This is a genomic window from Stenotrophomonas sp. STEN147 (assembly GCF_056757995.1).
Map to the genome: position 1 here is coordinate 1 of NZ_JBRRCG010000012.1, position 21,936 is coordinate 21,936.

Here is a 21,936-nt window from a genome sequence, read left to right on the forward strand (position 1 = left end):
GGGTATCGCTCTCTTGGGTGTCGCGGGGGGCATGCCGGGGTGCCCCCCTGGGCCCTATTTCGCCGGGGGTAGGGCCCCGGCACTACCGGTTTACCGGTGCGCCGATGGCACGCAGGCAGAAGCTGCAGATGGCGTCGACCAGCGCATCCTCGTCGCGATGCGCTTCACGGCTGGGCGCGGTCGGGCCAACCATCGCTTCGGTGAAGGCACCGACCAGGCACGCGGCCGCCACATGCGCATCCTGCGCAGGCAGTTCGCCGGCGGCCACGCCTTCCTCCACCAGGCGCAGGAACACATCACCGAAGGCACGGCGGCCGCGCATGCGCTCGGCTTCCACGTCCGGATCGACCGGTTCGACGATGAAGGCGTGGGCCAGCCCCGGACCCGCCAGAGCGCGACGCACGAAGGCGGCGATGGCCAGCCGCAGGCGCTCGCTGGCGGCCTCCGGGCCGCTGGCGATGCGTTCCATGATCGCCACTTCATGGGCCACCGCCGCGTTGAGCACCTCCACGAACAGGTCGGCCTTGGAGGGGAAATGACGGTAGATCAGGCCGGTGGAGACCCCCGCCTGGGTTGCCACGGCGGTCACCGGGGCGTTTCGCCAGCCGCCGGTGGCGACCCGTTCACGGGTTGCCAGCAGGATCCGCTCGCGGGCCCCGGCCAGGCGTTCTTCCATCAGTGCAGAGCGTTTGTAGGCCATGTTTTGATTCTGTTTTCAATTTTTGAATTTGTGTTCACTTCTTTCCCGAACCCCGTTACGCTGGGGCCTTGCCCGTGCCGGCGCGGTCCTGGAAACCATCGCCGGCAAGCCCTGGGTGCGTCCATCCCCCACTTTGCCGCCGTGGAGCCGCTGTAATGCACGTGCCATCCCTGAACTTCGATCTCGGTGAAGAGATCGACCTGCTGCGCCAGAGCGTGGCCCATTTTGCCGCCGCCGAGATCGCGCCGCTGGCGGCCGAGGCCGATGCGACCAACCGGTTCCCGCAGGCACTGTGGCCGAAACTGGGCGAACAGGGCCTGCTCGGCCTTACCGTCGAGGAAGAATACGGCGGTACCGGCATGGGCTACCTGGCCCACGTGGTGGCGATGGAAGAAGTCTCGCGCGCCTCCGGCGGCATCGGCCTGTCCTACGGCGCGCACTCCAACCTGTGCGTGAACCAGCTGCGCAAGAACGGCAGCGAGGCGCAGAAACAGCGCTTCCTGCCCGACCTGTGCAGCGGCGCCAAGGTGGGCGCACTGGCGATGAGCGAACCCGGCGCCGGTTCGGACGTGGTATCGATGAAGCTGCGCGCCGACAAGCGCGGCGATCGCTATGTCCTCAACGGCAACAAGATGTGGATCACCAACGGCCCGGACGCCGATGTGCTGGTGGTCTATGCCAAAACCGACATGGACGCCGGCGCCAGGGGCATCACCGCCTTCCTGGTTGAAAAGGGCATGCCGGGTTTCTCCTCCGCGCAGAAGCTGGACAAGCTGGGCATGCGCTCCTCGCCGACCTGCGAGCTGGTGTTCCAGGACTGCGAGATTCCCGAAGAGAACGTGCTCGGCAGCGTCGGCGGTGGCGTGCGCGTGCTGATGTCCGGCCTGGACTACGAGCGCGTGGTGCTGTCCGGCGGCCCGCTGGGGCTGATGGCTGCGGCCATGGACGTGGTGATGCCGTACGTGCACGAACGCCACCAGTTCGGCGAAGCGATCGGCAGCTTCCAGCTGATCCAGGCCAAGATCGCCGACATGTACGTGGGCCTGGGCGCCTGCCGCGCCTACGTGTACGCCGTGGCACGCGCCTGCGACCAGGGCCGTACCACCCGCCAGGACGCGGCCGGTGCGATCCTGTACGCCGCCGAGAAGGCCACCTGGCTGACCGGGCAGGCGATCCAGATCCTCGGTGGCAACGGCTACATCAACGAGTACCCGACCGGCCGCCTGTGGCGCGACGCCAAGCTGTACGAGATCGGTGCGGGCACGTCGGAGATCCGCCGCATGCTGATCGGCCGTGAATTGTTCCAGCGCACTCTGTAAGGCCACCCCATGACCGTCCTGAACAGCCAGCTGCAACCGGGCAGCGACACGTTTGAAAGCAACCGCGCGGCGATGCAGGCCGTGGTCGACGATCTGCACGCCACCCTCGCCCGCACTGCCCTGGGCGGCAGCGAGGCGGCACGCGCCAAGCACACCGCGCGCGGCAAGCTGCTGGTACGCGACCGCATCGACGCCCTGCTCGATGCCGGCAGTGCCTTCCTGGAAATCGCGCCGCTGGCTGCTCATGGCATGTATGACGACGCTGTGCCGGCAGCCGGCGTGGTCGCCGGCATCGGCCGGGTCAGCGGCGTGGAGTGCGTGATCGTGGCCAACGATGCCACGGTCAAGGGCGGCACCTATTACCCGATGACGGTGAAGAAGCACCTGCGTGCACAGGAGATCGCCGAGCAGAACCACCTGCCGTGCATCTATCTGGTCGACTCCGGTGGCGCCTTCCTGCCGCTGCAGGACGAGGTGTTCCCCGACCGCGACCATTTCGGCCGCATCTTCTACAACCAGGCCAACCTGTCCGCGCAGGGCATCCCGCAGATCGCCTGCGTCATGGGCAGCTGCACCGCCGGCGGGGCCTACGTGCCGGCGATGAGCGATGAAACGGTGATCGTGCGCGAGCAGGGCACCATCTTCCTCGGCGGCCCGCCGCTGGTGAAGGCGGCCACCGGCGAAGTGGTGACGGCCGAGGAACTGGGCGGCGCCGACGTGCACACGCGCATTTCCGGCGTGGCCGACCACATGGCCGACAACGACCTGCAGGCGCTGGCACGGGTCCGCGCAATCATCGCCCAGCTGAACTGGCGCAAGCCGGAACCGGCGATGGCGATGCAGCCGCCGGAGGAACCGTTGCTGCCGGCGCACGAACTGTACGGCGTGATCCCGGCCGACACGCGCAAGCCCTACGACGTGCGCGAGGTGATCGCACGCCTGGTCGATGGCTCGCGCTTCGATGAGTTCAAGCCGCGCTATGGCGCCACCCTGGTCACCGGCTTCGCCCATCTGAACGGCTACCCGATCGGCATCATCGCCAACAACGGCATCCTGTTCTCCGAGTCCGCCCTGAAGGGCGCGCACTTCATCGAGCTGTGCACCCAGCGCGGCATCCCGCTGCTGTTCCTGCAGAACATCACCGGCTTCATGGTCGGGCGCAAGTACGAACAGGGCGGTATCGCCAAGGACGGTGCCAAGCTGGTGATGGCGGTCGCCTGCGCGAAGGTGCCCAAGTTCACCGTGGTGATCGGCGGCTCGTTTGGCGCCGGCAACTACGGCATGTGTGGGCGGGCCTATTCGCCGAACTTCCTGTGGATGTGGCCCAACGCACGCATCGGCGTGATGGGTGGCGAACAGGCCGCCAGCGTGCTGGCCACGGTACGTCGCGATGGCATCGAAGCCAAGGGCGGGCAATGGCCCGCTGCGGAAGAGGACGCGTTCAAGGCGCCGATCCGCGAGCAGTTCGAGCAGCAGGGCCACCCGTACTACGCCAGCGCGCGCCTGTGGGACGACGGCGTGATCGATCCGGCCGATACCCGCCGGGTATTGGCCCTGGCGCTGTCGGCCAGCCTCAACGCCGCCCCGCAGCAGACGCGCTTCGGCGTGTTCCGCATGTAACCCGCGCCATGACCGAGCCTGTCGCCATGTTCACCAAAGTCCTGATCGCCAACCGTGGCGAAATCGCCTGCCGCGTCATCGCCACCTGCCGCCGCCTCGGCATCGCCACCGTGGCGGTGTATTCCGATGCGGACCGCAATGCCCGCCACGTGCGCCTGGCCGACGAGGCCATCCACATCGGACCGGCCGCCGCACGCGAGAGCTATCTGCGCGGCGAGGCCCTGCTCGACGCCGCACGCCGGAGCGGCGCGCAGGCGATCCATCCCGGATACGGCTTCCTGTCCGAGAACGCCGACTTCGCCGATGCCTGTGCCGCCGCCGGCATCACCTTCATCGGGCCGCCGGCCAGCGCGATCCGCGCGATGGGTGACAAGAGCGCGGCCAAGGCCTTGATGGCCAAAGCCGGCGTGCCGCTGACGCCGGGTTATCACGGTGACCAGCAGGCGCCGGGCTTCCTGCGCGCGCAGGCCGATACGATCGGCTATCCGGTGCTGATCAAGGCCAGCGCCGGCGGTGGCGGCAAGGGCATGCGCAAGGTCGAACGCAGCGAGGACTTCATCGATGCGCTGGCCAGCTGCCAGCGCGAGGCCGCCTCGGCGTTCGGCAACGAGCACGTGCTGGTCGAGAAGTATGTCGAGCGACCGCGCCATATCGAGATCCAGGTGTTCGGCGACAGCCACGGTGATGCGGTCTACCTGTTCGAGCGTGACTGCTCGGTGCAACGCCGGCACCAGAAAGTGCTGGAAGAAGCCCCGGCACCGGGCATGAGTGCCGAGCGCCGCGCGGCGATGGGCCAGGCGGCGGTCGACGCTGCACGCGCGGTGGGCTACGTCGGCGCGGGCACGGTGGAGTTCATCGCCGGCCCGGACGGTGATTTCTACTTCATGGAAATGAACACCCGGCTGCAGGTCGAGCACCCGGTCACCGAGTTCATCACCGGTACCGACCTGGTGGAATGGCAGCTCCGCGTGGCCTGTGGCCAGCCACTGCCGCTGCGCCAGGACCAGCTGGCCATCCAAGGCCACGCGATCGAAGCACGGCTGTACGCCGAAGATGCCGACCGCGGCTTCCTGCCGTCCACCGGTACCCTGCGCCGCCTGCGCCTGCCGGCGGCCTCGGCCAACGTGCGCGTGGATACCGGCGTGGAGGAAGGCGACGCCATCACGCCGTATTACGACCCGATGATCGCCAAGCTGATCGTCTGGGATGTGGACCGCGACAGCGCATTGCGCCGCATGAGCCAGGCGCTGGCTGACTGCCAGGTGGTGGGCGTGACCACCAATGCCGGTTTCCTGCGCCGGCTGGTCCACACCGATTCATTCGCGCACGCCCGGCTGGATACCGCACTGATCGAACGCGAGCAGGCCGCCTTGAGCGCCATCGGTGACAGCGACGATGCACTGTGGCAGCTGGCCGCGGTCGCCGCGGTTGCCAGCACGGCCGGCGCCGGCAGCGACCCGCGCGATCCCCATTCGCCCTGGCGGGCACAGGATGGCTGGCGCCTGGGTGCGCCGGCGCCCCGCGTGCTGCCGCTGCAGCAGGGAGAGCGCCGGCACGTGCTGAAGGTGTGGGCACAGGCCGATGGCTGGCGGGTGCAATGTGATGATGCGGCTCCCCGGACGGTGCTCGGCCGCCTCGACGGCGAGCACCTGACGGTGCAGCTGGACGGCTGTCGCTGGTCACTGCAGCTGCTGCGCGAGGGCGACCAGCTGTATCTGTTCGGCGCCGATGGTCAGCACCGCTTCACCCTGCACGACCCGGTCGGCGAGTCGGAGCATGCGGTGGCCGATGCAGGCAGCCTGCTGGCGCCGATGCCCGGCAGGATCGTGGCCACGCTGGTCGAGGCCGGTGCCCAGGTCAAGCGCGGCACGCCGCTGGTGGTACTCGAGGCGATGAAGATGGAGCACACCCTGCAGGCACCGGCCGACGGCACAGTGAAGGGTTACCGGGCGAAGGCCGGCGACCAGGTCGGCGACGGCGCGGTGCTGGTCGACTTCGAAGCGGCCTGAGCCACGCTACGGCGTGATCCTGGCGGGCCAGACACGGCCCGCCGGGTCCATCTCCGAGGTCTGCATCGTTGCCGCACGCCAGCCGAAGCCGCATACCGCCAGCGCGCCTTCCGCCATCGGCTGCAGGGCAAGCGCGCGCGCGGCCTCGGCCTCGTTGATGGCCGCCGTGACGAACGCGCCCAGGCCCTGTGCGGTGGCCGCGCTGTAGAACGCCTGCGAGATGTGCCCGGCGTCGAGCATGACCGCACGGTATGCCTTGGCGTGGTTGCGGTACTTCCAGAAGGTGCGCTCGAAGCGGCACACCAGTACCAGCAGCACGTGGGCATCGGCGAACCAGTGCTGGCCTGCCAGCAGACGCAGGCGGAACCCTGCGGGATCGTCGGGCTGCACCGGCAGCGGGGCCAGTTCATGCGCGACTGCGTGGTAATGGTAGAGCCCCGGCGCCAGGCCCTGCACGTCGCGCACCATCAGATAGGCTTCCAGCGGATGCAGGCTGCCGGCCGAGGGCACGTTCTTCTTCAGGAACCGCACGTCCGGATCGGTTTCCACCTGTGCCTGCGCCATCAGCACCTGCTGCAGCAGCCGTGCCAGCAACGGCAGCGGCAGCGGGCGGGTCGCGTCGAAGTTCCGGCAGGTGGCACGCGCCTGCAGCAGTTCCTGCATTGGATCATCATCGCAGCGGGGCAGCGCAAGCGCGCCGTGCTGGCGTGGCGGCGCCTCCGGCGGCGGATTGCCGAAGCTGCGGACCAGGTCGCGCGCGGTCACCAGCTGCTGACGCTGCATGTCCGCGCTGCTGTCCACGCCATCCCAGCAGGATTGCTGGTAGTGCAGCGCCGACAGCGGCCACCAGTGGCTCTCGCGCACGCGCTGCTCCGCCGCACAGGCCTCGGCATGGGCCGGATCGTCGCTCACCAGCAGTCCCTGCTGCAGCAGCGCCAGTACACGACGGCGGCATGCCGCATCCTCCGGCATCGGCTGCCAGTGCTCAGCGCTGCAGGCCAACAGCCAGGCGCAGCTGTCGGCATCGATCTCGCATGCCGAAGGCAGGTGGGCGGTACGCACCTGCAGCCGCTGTTCGAAGGTCACCCCGGTGCCGCCGGCCATCAGGTCGGCCAATGCAAAGGCCGGGCGTTCGACCGGCTCGACGAACAGTGTCCGGCAACGGCGGAATCTCATCGGCGTGCAATCGAAAGGCCTGCGGGGGCGCCGATCATAGCGCGATGCACGTGCCTGCCATCAACTTCGCACGATCGCTGCCGATACTTCCATTTTCCCAGCCCGTCGGTTGCACGCCATGTCTTCTTCACCACTTCCCACCCACGTCGTCCAGCAGCTGCTGGAACGCCTGTCCAGCGACGATGACTTCCGCAAGGCTTTCGCCGCGGATCCGGGCCAGGCACTGCTTGATCTGGGCGCCGATGAAGACTGCGTGCGCGCCTGCCATACGCCGCTGGCCACGCTGGGCAGCAAGGCCGAGTTCGCCAAGGCCGCTCCGCGCCTGCGCGAGCTGCTGGACGCGCGTGCCTCGTTCACCGTGCCGTTCCTGTTCGAGGATGGCCTGCCCGGCCTGGATCGATAGACCGGCCTCAGGGCGCGGCCACCGTGCCCTTGTCAGGCATCACTGCGGCGGCGCGGCCTGCCGCCAGCCGCTGCACATCCATCGCGTTCAGCGGCAACAGAGCGTAGTCACCGGTGTCTTCAGCAAATGCCAGGCCGGCATGGCGCTGCAGCCACGCCGCCTGCCGTGCGACCGCGGCCTGGTCGCCGCGCGCGGTCACCAGATCCAGCTGCAGCACCCGCCACTGGAACAGGTTCGCCGAGGGCTGCTGCGCCAGCAGGTCCTGCGCCTGATCCAGATCACCCTGGTCGAAGGCCATGCGGGCACGCAGCAGGTTCCAGAGCTCGCGCAGACGCGGATCCGCGTCGCGCTCGGGCAGAGCCTGCAGCGGGTCCCTGCGCTGCATCACCACCGATGCGTGGCCTGCGCGCGCGGCATGATAGGCCGCCGCCAGGGCGATGAATGCATTGCGGCGCGCTGGCGCAGGATGGCGGCGGTCGACCGCGGCCAGCGCCCGGTCCAGCACACGCAGGTATTCCTGCGCCGTCACGTGGTCGCCTTCCTGTTCGCGCCAGGCCAGTGCCTGCAGCGCGTAGATGTCGCACAGCCCACCGACCGTCGTGCACTGGGCAGCCACCTGCCGCATGTCGGTGGCTGCCTCGTGCGCGCGCTCCTGCATGGCCAGCACCGCCGCGCGCAGCATGCGCGTCCCCGGCCCCGATACGGGCATCGCCGCAAAGCCGGCATTGGCGGCCTCGAAATCACCAGCCAGCGCGGCGATCACCGGCTCCATGCCATCGCCATTCCAGCCCGGATGAAGGCGTGCGCCACGCAGCGCCGCTTCGGCTGCGGCGACTTCGCCACGGGCCAGCTGCACCCGCGCCACGAACACCAGCACCAGTGCACGCCGAGAATGCTGGCGGGCCAGCAGCGGCTGTGTTGCGGCCAGGGCGCCGTCATAGTCGCCCTGGGTGTACAGGATCTTGGCGTAGTTCATCCAACCGGCCGGGTCGTCCGGGTACAGCTCGGTCAGCAGGCGCCACTTGTCGGCGATGCGCATGGGCGGTGCACCTGCGAAATCCGCTGCCCACGCGTCCAGGTACAGCTGGTCGCGTGCGGTCAGGTGGGCACGCTGGCTGACCGCCTTTCGGTACAGCACGGCGGCCTGCTCCAAGTTGCCCTTGGCGTGCTGGATGGTCATCTGCCCCACATAGGCAAAGGCGAATGCGGGATCGAGCCGGGTGGCCTGCTCGTAGAACATCAGTGCGTCGTCGTAGCGGGCGGCCGCCGTGGCATCGACGCCCTTGGCGTAGGCATGCAGGGCATCGAGATTGGCCGTCGCCACGGTGGGCAGCGGTCGCTGATCGCGACCGACATCACGCAACGCTTCGCCCAGGTCGGCGCGCAGCGCCGCCACCACGTGGTCGGTGGAGGTCAGGATCGATTCCAAGCCTCGACCATCGGCGTAGCGCGTATACACGGTCTGCCCGCTGTGCGGATCGACCACTTCGACACTGACCCGCACCTTGCCGTTGAGCTCGAGCACGCTCGGTACCAGCACCGCGCGCGCGCCGTCGCGCAGGGCCACCTCGATGGCCAGGCCTCGGTCGAGCCGTGCCTGTGGCGAGCGCTGCATCAGCTGCAGGGTATCGCGCACCTTCAACTCGCTGAGGATGTTGACGAAACGTGACTGACCCAGGCTGATGTACAGCGCCTGCTCCAGGCTGCTGTCCAGCTGCGGATAGGCGGTGGTGTTCTGCACCGCAGCCAGGATCACCCAGTCCCGTTCGGCGAAGGCGATGGCCGGCGCCGGGCGCAGCAGCATCCACAGCAGCACGCCCAGCGTCACCGCCAGCGCGGCCTCGGTGACCACGGCCGCGGGACGCCGCCACAAGGGTAGATCGCGCCATGCCTTCTCGCCCGAGCGCGGTCGACGCAGCGGCGCACTGCCACGCAGGCCGATCTCGAACACATCCTGGCGCTCGGTGATGCCCTTGAAGCGCCAGCGCCCATGGTGCTTCCAGCGCAGCGCCTCGCTGGCCCAGGGCAGCGTGGAGGTAGCGCGCCGTGCCATGTGCTCGGCGGTGGACGACAGCAGCACCTGGCCCGGCCAGGCCAGCTGCATCAGCCGCGCCGCCATCGGCTTGGCCAGGCCCTCCACCTCCACCGGCTTAGCGCCATGGGCCATTGCTTCGGCACTGTTGTTCCACAACAGCACGTCGCCGACATGCAGGCCCGCACGCGCGCGCAGCACGATGCCGCGCTCACGCCCCAGCGCCTCCACCGCAGTCTGGTAGGCCAGGGCAAAACCGACGCCATCGATGGTGCGCTCGAACAGTACGAACAGGCCGTCGGAACGGTCGATCAGCTGCCCGTTCCAGCGCTGCTGCAGACCCAGCACCAGACGGTCATGCTGCTGGAACAGCTCGGCCGCCGCCACATCGCCGATCCGTTCAACCAGCTGCAGCGAATCGCACAGGTCGGTGAACAGCAGCGCGCGCAGCTGCTGGTTGTGTGGCGCCGACGTTCCTTTGTCGCCCTTCATCACCGGTGTCTCCGCTCTAGTGCCCGTCCGGCACGTCCACCCAGCGCAGGCAGTTGCCGCCATCGCGCTTGGCCTGGTACAGCGCGCGGTCCGCGCGCGCATACCACTCGCTCCAGTCCGCATCCGGCGCCAGCAAGCTGGCGCCGATGCTCACCAGGCTCACATGGGGCGTGCCATGGCTGCGTTCGAGCAGGCCATGCACCGCGCTGAGGATGAACTCGGCGGCATGCTGCACGATTTCGTGGGTGCCGCGCCGCAGGATGAGGCAGAACTCATCGCCGCCCAGGCGGCAGGCCAGGTCGTGCTCGCCGGCCATCGAGCGCAGGATGTTGCCCATGCTCTGCAGCACCCGGTCGCCGGCCTGGTGGCCGTGCCGGTCGTTGATCTGCTTGAAGCGATCACAGTCGATCAGCAGCAGGCCCTGCGGTGCGCCCCGCCCATCGGCCCGGCACTCCTGCAGGTACAGGGTCAGCCCGCGGCGGTTGTGCAGCCCGGTCAGCTCGTCGGTACGCACCAGCTCGCGGGTGTGCGTGAGCTGGTGGGTGGTGATGTACAGATTGTCGAGCGCCGTTTCCAGATCGTGGTTGCGGCGCCGAAGCTGGCTGATCAGGGCCTGCTCGTTGGTCAGCACGCGCATGATCGTACGGCGCAGGAAGTAGGCCACCAGCCCTGGATCGGCATCGACCAGGCGCTGGAAATCGGCCGGCCCCAGTTCCAGCACCTGGCAATCGACCAGCGCACGTGCACCGGCACTGCGCAGGTGATCGCCGACCAGCAGGCCCAGCTCGCCGAAGAACTCCTGGTGGCCGAGGACCTTGATCACCAGATCCTCGCCGAAATCCAGTTCGATCCGGCCTTCCAGGATCACGTACATGCGCTCGCCACGATGGCCGCGCTGGAACAGCCACTGCCCGGCTTCGAGCCGGAGCGGCCGGCCGAATCTGGCGAACAATGCGACTTCGGCATCGGACAGCAGCGCATGCACGATCTCGGCCATCGCCACATGGGCGATACCGGTCGTTGCATCAGTGTTCTCGGCCGCACCCCTGCCGGTCATTCCCTGCACCCGCCGCCAGCGTCCCCTGGTGAGCCGCGGAGCATAGCACCGCTTTAAAGTGTGCGCCCTATCTCATTTTTACGAATCGACAGCCGGTAGGTGCGTGGAGACCGGGGGGTGCACCTTGGGAGCACGACTGTCCGTAAAAATTCCTGCCGGATCAAGCTGATGCCCGTCTTCACAGGGTTTGGGCCAAGTTGCGTGACGAGGCGTGCGCCCGATTGACGCGGGTGCCATGCGGGACCGCGGCGAGGGGATACAACAACGCCGGCAGGTCCCCCGACCGGCCGGCGTTGTCTGGCCCTTCCCTGGCCACCCTGAGCGGTGTCGGCAGCCGATCGCACGGCCACCGTTGGATCAGGCCGCGCGTTCGCTGTGGAACTGCTCTTCTTCGGTCGAACCGGTCAGCGCGGTGGTGGAGGACTGTCCCTGCTGGATCGCCTGGGTGACCGCGTCGAAGTAGCCGGTGCCGACCTCGCGCTGGTGCTTGACTGCGGTGAAGCCGCGTTCGGCTGCTTCGAACTCCGCCTCCTGCAGCTCGACGAAGGCGCTCATCTGCCGGCGCGCATAACCGTGGGCCAGGTTGAACATGCCGTAGTTCAGTGCATGGAAACCGGCCAGGGTGATGAACTGGAACTTGTAGCCATAGCTGCCCAGCTCCTTCTGGAACTTGGCGATGGTGGCGTCGTCCAGGTTCTTCTTCCAGTTGAAGCTCGGCGAGCAGTTGTAGGCCAGCAGCTTGCCGGGGAACTTCGCATGGATGGCTTCGGCGAACCTGCGCGCGAACTCCAGGTCCGGCTTGCCGGTCTCGCACCACACCAGATCGGCATACGGTGCATAGGCCAGGCCGCGGCTGATGGCCTGTTCCAGGCCGTTGCGGGTTTTGTAGAAGCCTTCGACGGTGCGCTCGCCGGTGGTGAACGGCTTATCGTTGCCGTCGATGTCACTGGTCAACAGGTCGGCCGCTTCAGCGTCGGTGCGCGCCACCAGCAGGGTCGGCACACCCAGCACATCGGCCGCCAGCCGCGCCGCGTTGAGCTTCTCGATGGCCTCGCGGGTCGGCACCAGCACCTTGCCGCCCATGTGGCCGCACTTCTTCACCGATGCCAGCTGGTCCTCGAAATGCACACCCGCGGCGCCGGCTTCGATCATCGCCTTCATCAGTTCAAAGGCATTGAGCACGCCACCGAAACCGGCCTCGGCATCGGCCACGATCGGCTGCAGGAAATCGATGTCGTCCTTGCCTTCAGCGTGATGCAGCTGGTCGGCGCGCAGCAGCGTGTTGTTGATGCGCTTGACCACCGCCGGCACAGAATCGGCCGGATACAGCGACTGGTCCGGATACATCTGCCCGGCCAGGTTGGCATCGGCCGCCACCTGCCAGCCGGACAGGTAGATCGCCTTCAGGCCGGCCTTGACCTGCTGCATGGCCTGGTTGCCGGTCAGTGCGCCCAGCGCGTTGACGAACTCGCGCTCGTGCAGCGACTTCCACAGCTTCTCCGCGCCCAGCCGGGCCAGCGAATGCTCGATATGGACGGTGCCGCGCAGGCGCACCACGTCAGCGGCGCTGTAGTTGCGCTGGATGCCTTCCCAGCGCGGGTTGGTATCCCAGTCGTGCTGGATCTGTTCGGCAGTGGGCAGGGTGCTCATGTCTATCTCCAGTTCAGTGGTGCGTGCAGCGGGAAGGGAAGCGGCGTGGAAACGGGCGCGGGGATCAGTCGATGCGCGCGTAGGCCGGCAGGGTCAGGAAGTCGGTCAGTTCATCGTTGCGGCTCAGTTCGCCAAGCAGGGCGATGGCTTCGCCGATGCGCGCGCCGCCGGGCAGCGCCGTGGTATCACCCAGGCGTGCGGGCAGCTGCTCCAGGGTGGTGTCGAGCAGTGCCAGGTCGATGGCAGTGCCGTCGTCCAGCTGCTGGCCCGGGGTATGCAACCACTGCCACAACTGGCTGCGGCTGATCTCGGCGGTGGCCGCGTCTTCCATCAGGTGATGGATGGGAACGCAACCGTTGCCGTCCAGCCACGCGGCCAGGTAGCGCACGCAGACTTCGACATTGCCCTCGAAGCCGGCGCGGGTGATGGTGCCCGGCGGACGCGCGATCAGTTCGTCGCGGCCCACGCGCACGTCCTGACGCAGGACGTGGTGCTGGTTGGGCGCAGGCATGTGCTCGTCGAAGATCGCCATCGCCACCGGAATCAGCGCCGGATGCGCGACCCAGGTGCCGTCATGGCCTGCACTCACCTCGCGCAGCTTGTCGGCACGCACACGCGCCATCGCCTGCTCGTTGGCAGCGGCGTCGTTGTTGATCGGAATCTGCGCCGCCATGCCGCCCATCGCATGTGCCCCCCGGCGGTGGCACGTCTGGATCAGCAGTTCCGAATACGCCTTCAGGAACGGCTGGGTCATGGTGACCTGGCCGCGCTCGGGCAGCACGCGGTCGGCGTGGCGGCGGAAGGTCTTCAGGTAGGAGAAGATGTAGTCCCAGCGCCCGCAGTTCAGGCCGACGATGCGGTCGCGCAGCGCGTGCAGGATCTCGTCCATCTCGAACACCGCCGGCAGCGTTTCGATCAGCACGGTCACCTTGATCTGCCCGTGCGGCAGGCCCAGCATGCCTTCGATGTGCGACAGCGCGGTCTCCCACAGGGCCGCCTCTTCCATGCTCTGCAGCTTGGGCAGGTAGAAGTACGGGCCACGATCCTTGCGCTGCAGCGTGCGGGCGTTGTGGAAGGCGAACACCGCCGCGTCGAACAGGCCACCGGCCAGGAACTGGCCATCGATGCGGACGTGCTTCTCGTCCAGGTGCCAGCCACGCGGGCGCACGATCAGCACGGCCTGCTCGTCGTACGGGCGCAGGGTGTAGTGCTTGCCGTTGGCCGCGGTGAACTCCAGGTCACCACGCACCGCAGCGGCCAGCGACTGCTGCCCGGCCAGCAGGTTGCGCCAGGTCGGCGAGGTCGAATCCTCGAAGTCAGCCATGAACACTTTGGCGCCGGAGTTCAGCGCGTTGATGACCATTTTCGGATCGGTGGGGCCGGTGATCTCGACGCGGCGGTCCTGCAGCGCGGCCGGCAGGGGTGCGACGGTCCAGTCGCCGCTGCGGATCGCGGCGGTGTCCTCACGGAAATCCGGCAGGCCGCCGCGGTCGAAGAACGCCTGGCGCTCACGGCGGGCCTGCAGCCGCGCCTGCCGGCCCGGCTCCACCGCCCGGTGCAGCGACACCAGCAGGGCCAGCAGCGGCGCCGGCAGCAGGGTGTCCTGGCCGGCCACCCGGGTCGCCAGGGCGATGCCGGGCGTGGCCTTGGCGGCGGGGGAGGGAACAGCAGAAGCGACGGCGGACATGGGACGACTCCAGCAGTGGGGAACGTCTCCACCGTGCCGCTGGCGCTCAGTATTTGGCAAAACAGTTTTTGCAATGCTTTACATAAATTGTGCTAATACTCGTTACGCCATGACCACGCGCAGCTCGCCAAGTCCTCGTTTTTCCTACAAATCCGACCGTCTGAAACCCTTGCGTGCGTTCTGCCAGACCGTGCGCCTGGGTTCAGTCTCACGGGCGGCTGAGGCGCTTTTCGTCAGCCAGCCGGCCATCAGCCTGCAGTTGCAGGCGCTGGAGCGGGAGCTGGGCGTACCGCTGTTCGAGCGCAGCGGCCGCCGCCTGGTGCCCAGCCGCGAGGGCCAGCTGCTGTACGAAATGGCGCAACCGCTGGTGGAGAGCCTGGACGGGCTGGAGGCGCGCTTCCGCGACAAGGTGCGCGGGCTGGATGCGGGCGAACTGAACATCGCGGCCAACAGTTCGACCATCCTGTACCTGCTGCCGAAGATCGTCGAGCGCTTCCGCATGCATCACCCGGACGTGCGCCTGACCCTGCACAACGCGATCAGCGCGGACGGCACCGACCTGCTGCGCGAGGACGCCGCTGACCTGGCCATCGGCTCGATGACCGACGTGCCCGCCGACCTCAGCTACGCCCCGGCCTATCGTTTCGAGCAGGTGCTGATCGCGCCGCATGACCATCCGCTGGCCCGGGGCGCGGAGCTGGAGCTGGCCGACATCGCCCGCTATCCGCTGGTGCTGCCGCCGAAGCGGCAGATCACCTACCGTCTGGTCGACCAGGTGTTCCAGCGCCATCGCATCGCGTACACCGTCGCCCTCGAGGTGGGCGGCTGGGAAGTGATCAAGCAGTACGTGGCGATGGGCATGGGTATTTCCATCGTGCCGGCGCTGTGCCTGAACGAGGCCGACCACGAGCGGCTGGCGGCGCGGTCGATGAAGCGCTGGTTCCCGGAGCGCAGCTATGGCGTGATCGTGCGCCGCGGCAAGGCGCTGTCGGCGCAGGCACGGGCGTTCATCGAGCTGATCCAGCCGGAACTGTTCAGTCCGCGCGACTACGACCAGAGCGGGCATTCCGAGCGGTGAGGGGGTTCTGGTTTGCAGGGCTGCCGCCCTGCACCTGCCGAAGCCTCAAGCCGAAGCAAGGGCAACAGCTGGCTATGTGTGGGACGGCGGGGTGGGTCCGGTTGCGGGGGACGCCGTAAACCCGTCCATGGGGGCTTGGTCGCGGCATCCATGCCGCTCACACCCCCGCAACCGGACCCACCCCGCCTTCGACAGTTTCCCTCTGCTGTTTAGTGCCAGCTGCTGTTGGCGGATGCCGACCGTTGGTCGGCACGGGGTCAGATCCAACCTCTGATTCATTTCCGGCTGGCGATGAATAGACTGGGCGCATGTCCATCGAACTGCGCCACCTGCGCTATTTCCTCGCCGTTGCCGAGACCCTGCACTTCGGCCAGGCGGCCGAGCGGCTGGGCATGTCGCAGCCGCCGCTCAGCCAGCAGATCCGCCAGCTGGAGGACCTGATCGGGGCGCGCCTGTTCGTGCGCAGCCATCGCCGCGTGCAGCTGACGCCTGCCGGTGAACTGCTGCAGGAACGCGCGCGGGCCATCGTGCAGCAGGTGGAGACGGCAGTGGACGAGGTGCAGCGCGCACAGCGCGGCGAACAGGGTGAGCTGCATATCGGACTGACCCGGGCCACACCGCTGTCGCCGCAGATTCCGCGCTCGATCCTGCGCTACCGCCAGCAGTATCCGCAGGTGCGGCTGCAGCTGAGCGAGATGAACACGCTGCAGCAGATCGACGCCCTGCTCGACGGTTCACTGGACGTGGGCATCATCCGCAAGCGCGCGCTGCCGCCGGAACTGGTTGCGCACAGCCTGTTCGTCGATCCGCTGGCGTTGATCGTGCATGCCGACCACCCTGCCCTGCGCCGGCTCCCGGAACAGGGAACGCTGTCGCTGCGTGCGTTCGCGCAGGAACCGTTCGTGGCCTTTCGACGCAGTGCCGGCGCCGGCATCCATGACCACATGATCGCGCTGTGCGCGGCTGCCGGATTCACTCCACGCATCGTGCAGGAAGCCGGTGAGGCGTCCACGCTGATCAGCCTGGCGGCGGCTGGCCTGGGTGCGGCGATCCTGCCGTCCTCGTGCGACCACATCCGGGTGGAAGGCGCGCGCTTTGTCGCGCTGGCCGATGCCGGCGCGCACTCGGAGGTGCAGCTGGCATGGCGCCGTGAGGGAGTGACGCCGCTGATCCGCAACTTCGCCGGCCTGCTGCGCGGCGCATTCGCCGAAGAGTGAAGCGCCGCGCTGCGCGCTCGCCGGGCATGGCCCGGCGCTACCCGGTCAGGGTCGAGAACGGTAGCGCCGGGCCATGCCCGGCGAGCATCAGGCCGTCACCGGCTGCGGGGCGCGCTGCTGCAACGCCCAGACGATGCCACCGCCAAGCAGGGTCAGCACGGCCGCGAACGCGCACACCCCCAGCCAGTCCCAGGCGGCGTAGGCAAGCCCGCCCACACCGCCCAGCACGCTCGACCCCAGGTAGTAGGCGAACAGATACAGTGCCGAGGCTTCCGCGCGCATCATGCCCGCCCGGCTGCCGACCCAGCTGCTGGCGACCGAATGACCGCCGAAGAAGCCGAAGGTCACCAGCGCGATGCCCAGCGCCATCGTGGTCAGCCACGGCATCGCCAGCAGCGCGATGCCGGCACCGATAAGCACGAAGGAGATCGACAGGACGCGCCCACGGCCGTACCGCGTGGCCTGTTGGCCCATCCAGGCCGAGCTGAACGTACCGACCAGGTAGACGCTGAAGATCAGCCCGACCACGGTCTGGCTGAGGTGGTACGGCGGCGCCAGCAGGTGATAGCCGAGGTAGTTGTAGAGGGTGACGAACACACCCATCAACACGAAGGAGGTGGCGAACAGCCACGGCAGGCCGGGATCGGCGAACAACGTGCGCCAGCGCGACGGCAGCTGGCGCAGGCCGCCGCGACGGGCCTGGAAATGCCGCGATGGCGGCAGCTGCAGCCACAGCAGCACGGTGCTGGCCACGGCGATGATCGAGACCACGCCGATGCCCCAGCGCCACCCCCAATGATCGGCGATGATGCCGGCGAGCAGGCGCCCGCTCATGCCACCGATCGCGTTGCCGCCGATGTACAGGCCCATCGCCAGGCCCAGTGCGCGGCTGTCCATTTCTTCGACCAGATAGGTCATCGCCACCGCCGGCACGCCACTCAGGGCCAGGCCCAGCAGGGTGCGCAGCACCAGCAGCGTGGTCCAGTCATCGACCAGGGCGGTACTCAGCGAGAGGATGGCCGAGGCCAGCAGGGCGACGATCATCAACGGCCTGCGGCCCACGGCGTCGGACAGCAGCCCGGCCAGCAGCATCGCCACGGCCAGCGTGCCGGTGGTCAGTGACAGCGACATCGCGCTGCCGGCGGCGGAGACGCCGAAGTGGCGGCTGAACTCGGGCAGCAACGGCTGCACCGTGTACAGCAGGCCAAAGGTGGAGAAGCCGGCCAGGAACAGCGCGACCGCCGTGCGGCGGAACGCTGGCGTGCCCTGCTGGATGCGCGTTTCGGGGCTGGAATCGGCAGGAGGGAAGCGACGTTCGGGGGCCGCGGCGGTTTCGCCAGTCATGGGATCGATGGGCCGTTGGGGGCGGCCGGGGTGGAGGGAACGGGCCCCAGACTAGGCCCGTCTACCCAGTCGATCCATAACCTGAAAAGTCAGGATTGATATCCCTGACGTATCGATTCAGCTCACAGGTGCTGCCACTGGAAGCCATCGCCGCGGCGGTAGTAGACGGCCACCGCGCGCCCGTAGACCTTGTCGGCGTCGACGAAGCCGAAGAAGCGGCCATCGAAACTGTTGCCGCGATGATCCCCCAGTACCAGCAGCTTGCCGGCCGGTACCACCAGGTCCGCAATGTCGGGACCACCGCCCATGTCCAGGTCCAGGCGCGCACGGCGGCTGCCGAAGGCCTCCACGTCCTGCAGGTCGGCCATCTGCAGCGGGTGGCCGTTGATGCTCAGGTGGCCCTCGTGCAGTTGCACGTGGTCGCCGGCCACGGCGGCGACCCGCTTGATCAGGCGGGTGCCGTCGGCAGGCGAATCGAACACCGCCACCTCGCCGCGCTGCGGCTGGCCGGTGGACAGCAGGGACGTGTTGGTGAACGGCAGGCGCAGGCCATAGGCACGCATGTCCACCACCACCCGGTCACCGGGCTGCAGGGTCGGCTGCATCGAGCCACTGGGCACCACGTAATGATTGGCGAGGGTGTCGCGGGCGGCGGCAAGCAGGCCCAGCATGAGCAGCAGCGGCAGCGCCTCCTTCTTCAACCAGGCGAGAGCGCGTTGCGGGAACGGCGGTCGGGCAACAGCATCCATGTCAGGTTCCGATGGGGTGGCAGGGTCTTCAGACCCCATCCGGGTGCAAGAGGTTCCCGGTAGCGCCGGGCCATGCCCGGCGAGCGCCCGGCGCTGCCGATGCAGGGTTACGCAGGTTTTACGCCCGGGCCCGGCGCCCGGCATCGCACCTTTACGGGCACTGCGCGCATCGTCTGCCCACCGCGCCGAACGGCGCTTTCCGCAAGGTGTTGTATGACCCTCCTGGTGATCCGCCACGCCTCTTCATCGGCACCGCGTCCGCAGCTGCCGGCGCAGTTGTCCGGCCACCGCGTGCTGTGCAGCGACTGCGCCAGCCTGTCCGAAGTGCGCCAGTGCCTGTGCCAGCCGCAGGCGCGCTCGGCCGACTGGGTACTGCTGGACGTGGGCGTGGCCGACGAGGCGCAATGGCAGGCCGAGGGCAGCGCGCTGCAGGCCGCCCTGGAGCGGCTGCCGGCGCAGTACATCGAGCTGCAGAGCGCCCGCGAACCCGGCCTGGACGCGCGCCTGCGCCTGCAGCATGGGCCGGCCGCGGTGGTGGTCGACCAGCGCAGCCAGCAGGCGGGTTATCCGCTGTCGCTGGCCATCGTCGGCCGCCGCCTGGCGCAGGAGGGCTGAGCCATGTCGATCTTCATCATCCGCGGCCCGGAAGCGGCCGGCACATTGATCCGTACCGCACTGCCGCTGCCGGCACCGGTACTGAAGTCGCTGGTACACCGTGCGATCGATGCCGGCACCAGCGTGGCCATCCGTGCCTGCGGTTCGGAACAGGAACTGCTGGATGCCCTGCGCGTGGCCGATCACAGCCGCGGCGAAGTGACATTGCTCGATCCCGGCGCGTGTGCCGGCAGCCTGCGTCTGCAGCGCCTGCTGCCTTATCTGCACAACGCCTACGTAGAGGTGCATGACGACGGCGCGGTGGCTGAGCCCTGTCTGCCGGCCGGCATCGGCCAGCGCCTGGGCATCGCCGCCGGCTATGGCGCGCAGAGCTACGTGCTGGCGCTGGATATCGCGCTGGATCACCTGGGCCTTGCCGAACAGGCGAACCGGGTGCACGTGGGGACGTAACGCTGTTTGTAGAGCCGAGCCCATGCTCGGCTGCCTTTCCAGGAAACCTCAGCCGAGCATGGGCTCGGCTCTACAGAAGAACGTCGAGCATGGCTCGACGCTACAGAAAGAAAAACGGCGGGGTCGCCCCCGCCGTTTTCGCTTTCTTACTTCAGCCCGCGGAACTTCAGCAGCGGTTCCACCGACGGGTCCTTGCCGCGGAAATCGCGGTACAGGGTCGACAGCTCCACGCTGTTGCCGCGCGAGAGGATCTTGTCGCGGAATTCCTGGCCATTGGCCGCGGTCAGGCCACCGTTCTCGGTGAACCACTGGAAGGCGTCATGGTCGAGCACTTCCGCCCAGAAGTAGGCGTAGTAGCCGGCCGAGTAGCCACCGCCCCAGATGTGGTCGAAGTAGGTGGTGCGGTAGCGCGGCGGAACCTGCGGCAGATCGACCTTGAACTTCTTCAGCGCGCTGGCTTCGAAGGCTCCCACATCCTGCAGCGGCGCGTCGGCCTTCTGCGTGTGCCAGGCCAGGTCCAGCAGCGCAGCCGACAGGTACTCGGTGGTGGCGTAGCCCTGGTTGAAGCTGCGCGCCTTGAGGATCTTGTCGACCAGTTCCTGCGGCATCGGCTCGCCGGTCTTGTAGTTCTTGGCGTAGTTGGCGAACACCTTCGGATCCAGCGCCCAGTGCTCGTTGAACTGCGACGGGAACTCGACGAAATCGCGCGAGGTGGCCGTACCGGCGATCGAGGGGTACTTCACGTTCGAGAACATGCCGTGCAGGGCGTGGCCGAACTCGTGGAACAGGGTGGTGACGTCGTCGAAGCTCAACAGCGCCGGCTGGCCTTCGGCCGGCTTGGTGAAGTTGCAGACGTTGTAGACCACCGGCTTGGCGCCGGTCAGGCCATCCTGCTCGACGAACACGTCCATCCACGCGCCACCGGACTTGCTGTCACGCTTGAAGTAGTCGGTGTAGAACAGGGCCAGCGAGGTGCCGTCCTTGTCGAACACTTCGTACACCTTCATGTCCGGGTGGTAGGTCGGGATGTCGGTACGTGGCTTGAAGGTGATGCCGTACAGCTGGGTGGCGGCGTAGAAGACGCCGTTCTGCAGCACGTTGTCCAGCTCGAAATAGGGCTTGATCTGCGACTCATCCAGATCGTACTTGGCCTTGCGTACCTGCTCGGCGTAGAAGTCCCAGTCCGAGGCCGCAACCTGGAAACCGCCCTTCTGCGCGTCGATCACCTTCTGGATCTCGCCGGCTTCGGCACGTGCCTTGGCGGTGGCAGCCGGCACGGTGTCGGTCAGCAGCTTCAGCGCGGCGGCCGGGGTCTTGGCCATCTGGTCGCCCAGCTGGTAGTCGGCGAAGGTTTCGAAACCCAGCAGCTTGGCCTTCTGCGCACGCAGCTGGGCCAGGCGCTGCACGGTCTGGCGGGTGTCGTTGGCATCACCGCGCTCGGCGCGGGTTTCCGAGGCCTTGAGCACGGCGGCGCGCTGGTCGCGGTCACTCAGCGAACCGAGCACCGGCTGCTGGGTGGTGTTCTGCAGCGGCAGCAGGAACTTGCCATCAAGCTTGCGCGCCTTCGCATCGGCAGCGGCGGTGTTGATCGCGTTCTCATCCAGGCCGGCCAGCTTGGCCTTGTCGTCCACGATGACGGCAGCGGCAGCAGTGGCCGCGACCAGGCGGGTATGGAACTGGGTGGAAAGCGTGGTCTCTTCCACGTTGAGCTTGCGCAGGCTGGCCTTGTCGGCGTCGGACAGCTGCGCACCGGCACGTACCAGGCCGTCGTAGTAATGCTCGACCAGACGCTTCTGCACCGGGTCCAGGCCCAGCGTGTCACGCTGGTCGTACAGCGACTTCACGCGTGCGAACAGCTTCGGGTCGAGGCTGATCTCGTCCTGGTGCGCGGCCAGTTTCGGCGCGACTTCTTCCTGGATCTTCTGGCGTGCATCGTTGGTATCGGCCTGCACCAGGCCGAAGAAGATGCGCGACACGCGGGTCAGGGTCTCGCCGCTGCGCTCCATCGCCACGATGGTGTTGTCGAAGGTGGCCGGCTCGCTGTTGTCGGCGATCTTGCGCACGTCGGCCAGGTGCTGGCGCATGCCTTCCTCGAACGCCGGCAGGTAGTCGCTGTCCTTGATCTTGTCGAACGGCGGCGCCTGGAACGGCAGCGTGCTGGCGCTCAGCAGCGGGTTGGTGGAGGCATCGGCCGGCTGCTGGGCCGGGGTATTCTGGGCTGCGGACACGGGGGTGGACTCCTTGCCGGAACAGGCCGCCAGCGCCAGGCTGATGGCGGCGGCCAGGACTACGGTACGCGACATGTAAAACGCTCCTTGGGCAGACGGGATGGGATGCC

Annotated in this window: 17 protein-coding genes; 8 read left to right on the forward strand and 9 right to left on the reverse strand. The window is 67.9% G+C overall.

Annotated features, from left to right (window positions below; genetic code table 11):
* Positions 1–82 precede the first annotated feature (82 nt).
* On the reverse strand, positions 83–700 hold the full coding sequence (locus tag ACVOKU_RS12670; protein ID WP_053518597.1) for a TetR/AcrR family transcriptional regulator: 618 nt from the start codon (positions 698–700) through the stop codon (positions 83–85).
* 155 nt (positions 701–855) lie between these two features.
* Here ACVOKU_RS12670 and ACVOKU_RS12675 point away from each other — a divergent pair, with 155 nt between their 5' ends.
* From ACVOKU_RS12675 to ACVOKU_RS12685, 3 genes are read left to right on the forward strand one after another with little or no spacing between them, the layout of a single operon-like run.
* Entirely contained in the window at positions 856–2,019 is a 1,164-nt protein-coding gene (locus tag ACVOKU_RS12675) for an isovaleryl-CoA dehydrogenase (RefSeq protein ID WP_481560089.1), read from the forward strand.
* A 9-nt stretch (positions 2,020–2,028) separates the two neighbouring features.
* On the forward strand, positions 2,029–3,639 hold the full coding sequence (locus tag ACVOKU_RS12680; RefSeq protein ID WP_065174183.1) for a carboxyl transferase domain-containing protein: 1,611 nt from the start codon (positions 2,029–2,031) through the stop codon (positions 3,637–3,639).
* Between the two features lie 26 nt (positions 3,640–3,665).
* Positions 3,666–5,648: an acetyl/propionyl/methylcrotonyl-CoA carboxylase subunit alpha gene (locus ACVOKU_RS12685; protein WP_481560090.1), complete on the forward strand. Its 1,983-nt coding sequence runs from the start codon at positions 3,666–3,668 to the stop codon at positions 5,646–5,648.
* A gap of 6 nt (positions 5,649–5,654) precedes the next feature.
* Here ACVOKU_RS12685 and ACVOKU_RS12690 read toward each other — a convergent pair whose 3' ends face one another.
* Positions 5,655–6,824 (reverse strand): putative peptide maturation dehydrogenase, encoded by a 1,170-nt coding sequence (locus ACVOKU_RS12690; RefSeq protein WP_481560091.1) that lies wholly within the window; start codon positions 6,822–6,824, stop codon positions 5,655–5,657.
* Positions 6,825–6,942: 118 nt separating this feature from the next.
* Between ACVOKU_RS12690 and ACVOKU_RS12695 the strand changes: the two genes are divergently transcribed.
* Positions 6,943–7,227, forward strand: a complete 285-nt coding sequence (locus tag ACVOKU_RS12695; RefSeq protein ID WP_053518604.1) for an NHLP-related RiPP peptide — start codon at positions 6,943–6,945, stop codon at positions 7,225–7,227.
* A gap of 7 nt (positions 7,228–7,234) precedes the next feature.
* Here the strand turns inward: ACVOKU_RS12695 and ACVOKU_RS12700 are convergent, their stop codons facing one another.
* The 4 genes from ACVOKU_RS12700 to aceB form a co-directional block, all read right to left on the reverse strand.
* The gene (locus ACVOKU_RS12700; RefSeq protein ID WP_481560092.1) at positions 7,235–9,751 is read right to left on the reverse strand and encodes a putative peptide modification system cyclase; all 2,517 of its coding nucleotides are present in this window, start codon (positions 9,749–9,751) and stop codon (positions 7,235–7,237) included.
* Positions 9,752–9,767: 16 nt separating this feature from the next.
* Positions 9,768–10,808: a GGDEF domain-containing protein gene (locus ACVOKU_RS12705; RefSeq protein WP_481560093.1), complete on the reverse strand. Its 1,041-nt coding sequence runs from the start codon at positions 10,806–10,808 to the stop codon at positions 9,768–9,770.
* Positions 10,809–11,165: 357 nt separating this feature from the next.
* Positions 11,166–12,458: an isocitrate lyase gene (gene aceA, locus ACVOKU_RS12710; RefSeq protein ID WP_053518608.1), complete on the reverse strand. Its 1,293-nt coding sequence runs from the start codon at positions 12,456–12,458 to the stop codon at positions 11,166–11,168.
* A gap of 64 nt (positions 12,459–12,522) precedes the next feature.
* A complete protein-coding gene (gene aceB / locus ACVOKU_RS12715) occupies positions 12,523–14,145 on the reverse strand; it encodes a malate synthase A (RefSeq protein ID WP_481560094.1) in 1,623 nt (540 codons plus the stop codon).
* Positions 14,146–14,254: 109 nt separating this feature from the next.
* Here aceB and ACVOKU_RS12720 point away from each other — a divergent pair, with 109 nt between their 5' ends.
* The gene (locus ACVOKU_RS12720; RefSeq protein WP_164151111.1) at positions 14,255–15,223 is read left to right on the forward strand and encodes a LysR family transcriptional regulator; all 969 of its coding nucleotides are present in this window, start codon (positions 14,255–14,257) and stop codon (positions 15,221–15,223) included.
* 308 nt (positions 15,224–15,531) lie between these two features.
* Entirely contained in the window at positions 15,532–16,440 is a 909-nt protein-coding gene (locus tag ACVOKU_RS12725) for a LysR family transcriptional regulator (protein ID WP_053520468.1), read from the forward strand.
* 87 nt (positions 16,441–16,527) lie between these two features.
* Here ACVOKU_RS12725 and ACVOKU_RS12730 read toward each other — a convergent pair whose 3' ends face one another.
* Entirely contained in the window at positions 16,528–17,784 is a 1,257-nt protein-coding gene (locus tag ACVOKU_RS12730; protein WP_065182046.1) for an MFS transporter, read from the reverse strand.
* Between the two features lie 122 nt (positions 17,785–17,906).
* Positions 17,907–18,533 (reverse strand): signal peptidase I, encoded by a 627-nt coding sequence (gene lepB, locus ACVOKU_RS12735; RefSeq protein ID WP_065174178.1) that lies wholly within the window; start codon positions 18,531–18,533, stop codon positions 17,907–17,909.
* Positions 18,534–18,746: 213 nt separating this feature from the next.
* Here lepB and ACVOKU_RS12740 point away from each other — a divergent pair, with 213 nt between their 5' ends.
* Both ACVOKU_RS12740 and ACVOKU_RS12745 read left to right on the forward strand, forming a co-directional pair.
* Entirely contained in the window at positions 18,747–19,148 is a 402-nt protein-coding gene (locus tag ACVOKU_RS12740) for a hypothetical protein (protein WP_065174177.1), read from the forward strand.
* A 3-nt stretch (positions 19,149–19,151) separates the two neighbouring features.
* A complete protein-coding gene (locus ACVOKU_RS12745) occupies positions 19,152–19,598 on the forward strand; it encodes a hypothetical protein (protein ID WP_053518439.1) in 447 nt (148 codons plus the stop codon).
* A 146-nt stretch (positions 19,599–19,744) separates the two neighbouring features.
* Here the strand turns inward: ACVOKU_RS12745 and dcp are convergent, their stop codons facing one another.
* Entirely contained in the window at positions 19,745–21,901 is a 2,157-nt protein-coding gene (gene dcp, locus ACVOKU_RS12750; RefSeq protein ID WP_481560095.1) for a peptidyl-dipeptidase Dcp, read from the reverse strand.
* Between the last annotated feature and the right edge of the window lie 35 nt (positions 21,902–21,936).

What these genes read in the sequence shown, in the direction of transcription:
- ACVOKU_RS12670 (WP_053518597.1), bottom strand. Translation starts at nt 700, where the DNA reads ATGGCCTACAAACGCTCTGCACTGATGGAAGAACGCCTGGCCGGGGCC.
- ACVOKU_RS12675 (WP_481560089.1), top strand. Translation starts at nt 856, where the DNA reads ATGCACGTGCCATCCCTGAACTTCGATCTCGGTGAAGAGATCGACCTG.
- ACVOKU_RS12680 (WP_065174183.1), top strand. Translation starts at nt 2,029, where the DNA reads ATGACCGTCCTGAACAGCCAGCTGCAACCGGGCAGCGACACGTTTGAA.
- ACVOKU_RS12685 (WP_481560090.1), top strand. Translation starts at nt 3,666, where the DNA reads ATGTTCACCAAAGTCCTGATCGCCAACCGTGGCGAAATCGCCTGCCGC.
- ACVOKU_RS12690 (WP_481560091.1), bottom strand. Translation starts at nt 6,824, where the DNA reads ATGAGATTCCGCCGTTGCCGGACACTGTTCGTCGAGCCGGTCGAACGC.
- ACVOKU_RS12695 (WP_053518604.1), top strand. Translation starts at nt 6,943, where the DNA reads ATGTCTTCTTCACCACTTCCCACCCACGTCGTCCAGCAGCTGCTGGAA.
- ACVOKU_RS12700 (WP_481560092.1), bottom strand. Translation starts at nt 9,751, where the DNA reads ATGAAGGGCGACAAAGGAACGTCGGCGCCACACAACCAGCAGCTGCGC.
- ACVOKU_RS12705 (WP_481560093.1), bottom strand. Translation starts at nt 10,808, where the DNA reads ATGACCGGCAGGGGTGCGGCCGAGAACACTGATGCAACGACCGGTATC.
- aceA (WP_053518608.1), bottom strand. Translation starts at nt 12,458, where the DNA reads ATGAGCACCCTGCCCACTGCCGAACAGATCCAGCACGACTGGGATACC.
- aceB (WP_481560094.1), bottom strand. Translation starts at nt 14,145, where the DNA reads ATGTCCGCCGTCGCTTCTGCTGTTCCCTCCCCCGCCGCCAAGGCCACG.
- ACVOKU_RS12720 (WP_164151111.1), top strand. Translation starts at nt 14,255, where the DNA reads ATGACCACGCGCAGCTCGCCAAGTCCTCGTTTTTCCTACAAATCCGAC.
- ACVOKU_RS12725 (WP_053520468.1), top strand. Translation starts at nt 15,532, where the DNA reads ATGTCCATCGAACTGCGCCACCTGCGCTATTTCCTCGCCGTTGCCGAG.
- ACVOKU_RS12730 (WP_065182046.1), bottom strand. Translation starts at nt 17,784, where the DNA reads ATGACTGGCGAAACCGCCGCGGCCCCCGAACGTCGCTTCCCTCCTGCC.
- lepB (WP_065174178.1), bottom strand. Translation starts at nt 18,533, where the DNA reads ATGGATGCTGTTGCCCGACCGCCGTTCCCGCAACGCGCTCTCGCCTGG.
- ACVOKU_RS12740 (WP_065174177.1), top strand. Translation starts at nt 18,747, where the DNA reads ATGACCCTCCTGGTGATCCGCCACGCCTCTTCATCGGCACCGCGTCCG.
- ACVOKU_RS12745 (WP_053518439.1), top strand. Translation starts at nt 19,152, where the DNA reads ATGTCGATCTTCATCATCCGCGGCCCGGAAGCGGCCGGCACATTGATC.
- dcp (WP_481560095.1), bottom strand. Translation starts at nt 21,901, where the DNA reads ATGTCGCGTACCGTAGTCCTGGCCGCCGCCATCAGCCTGGCGCTGGCG.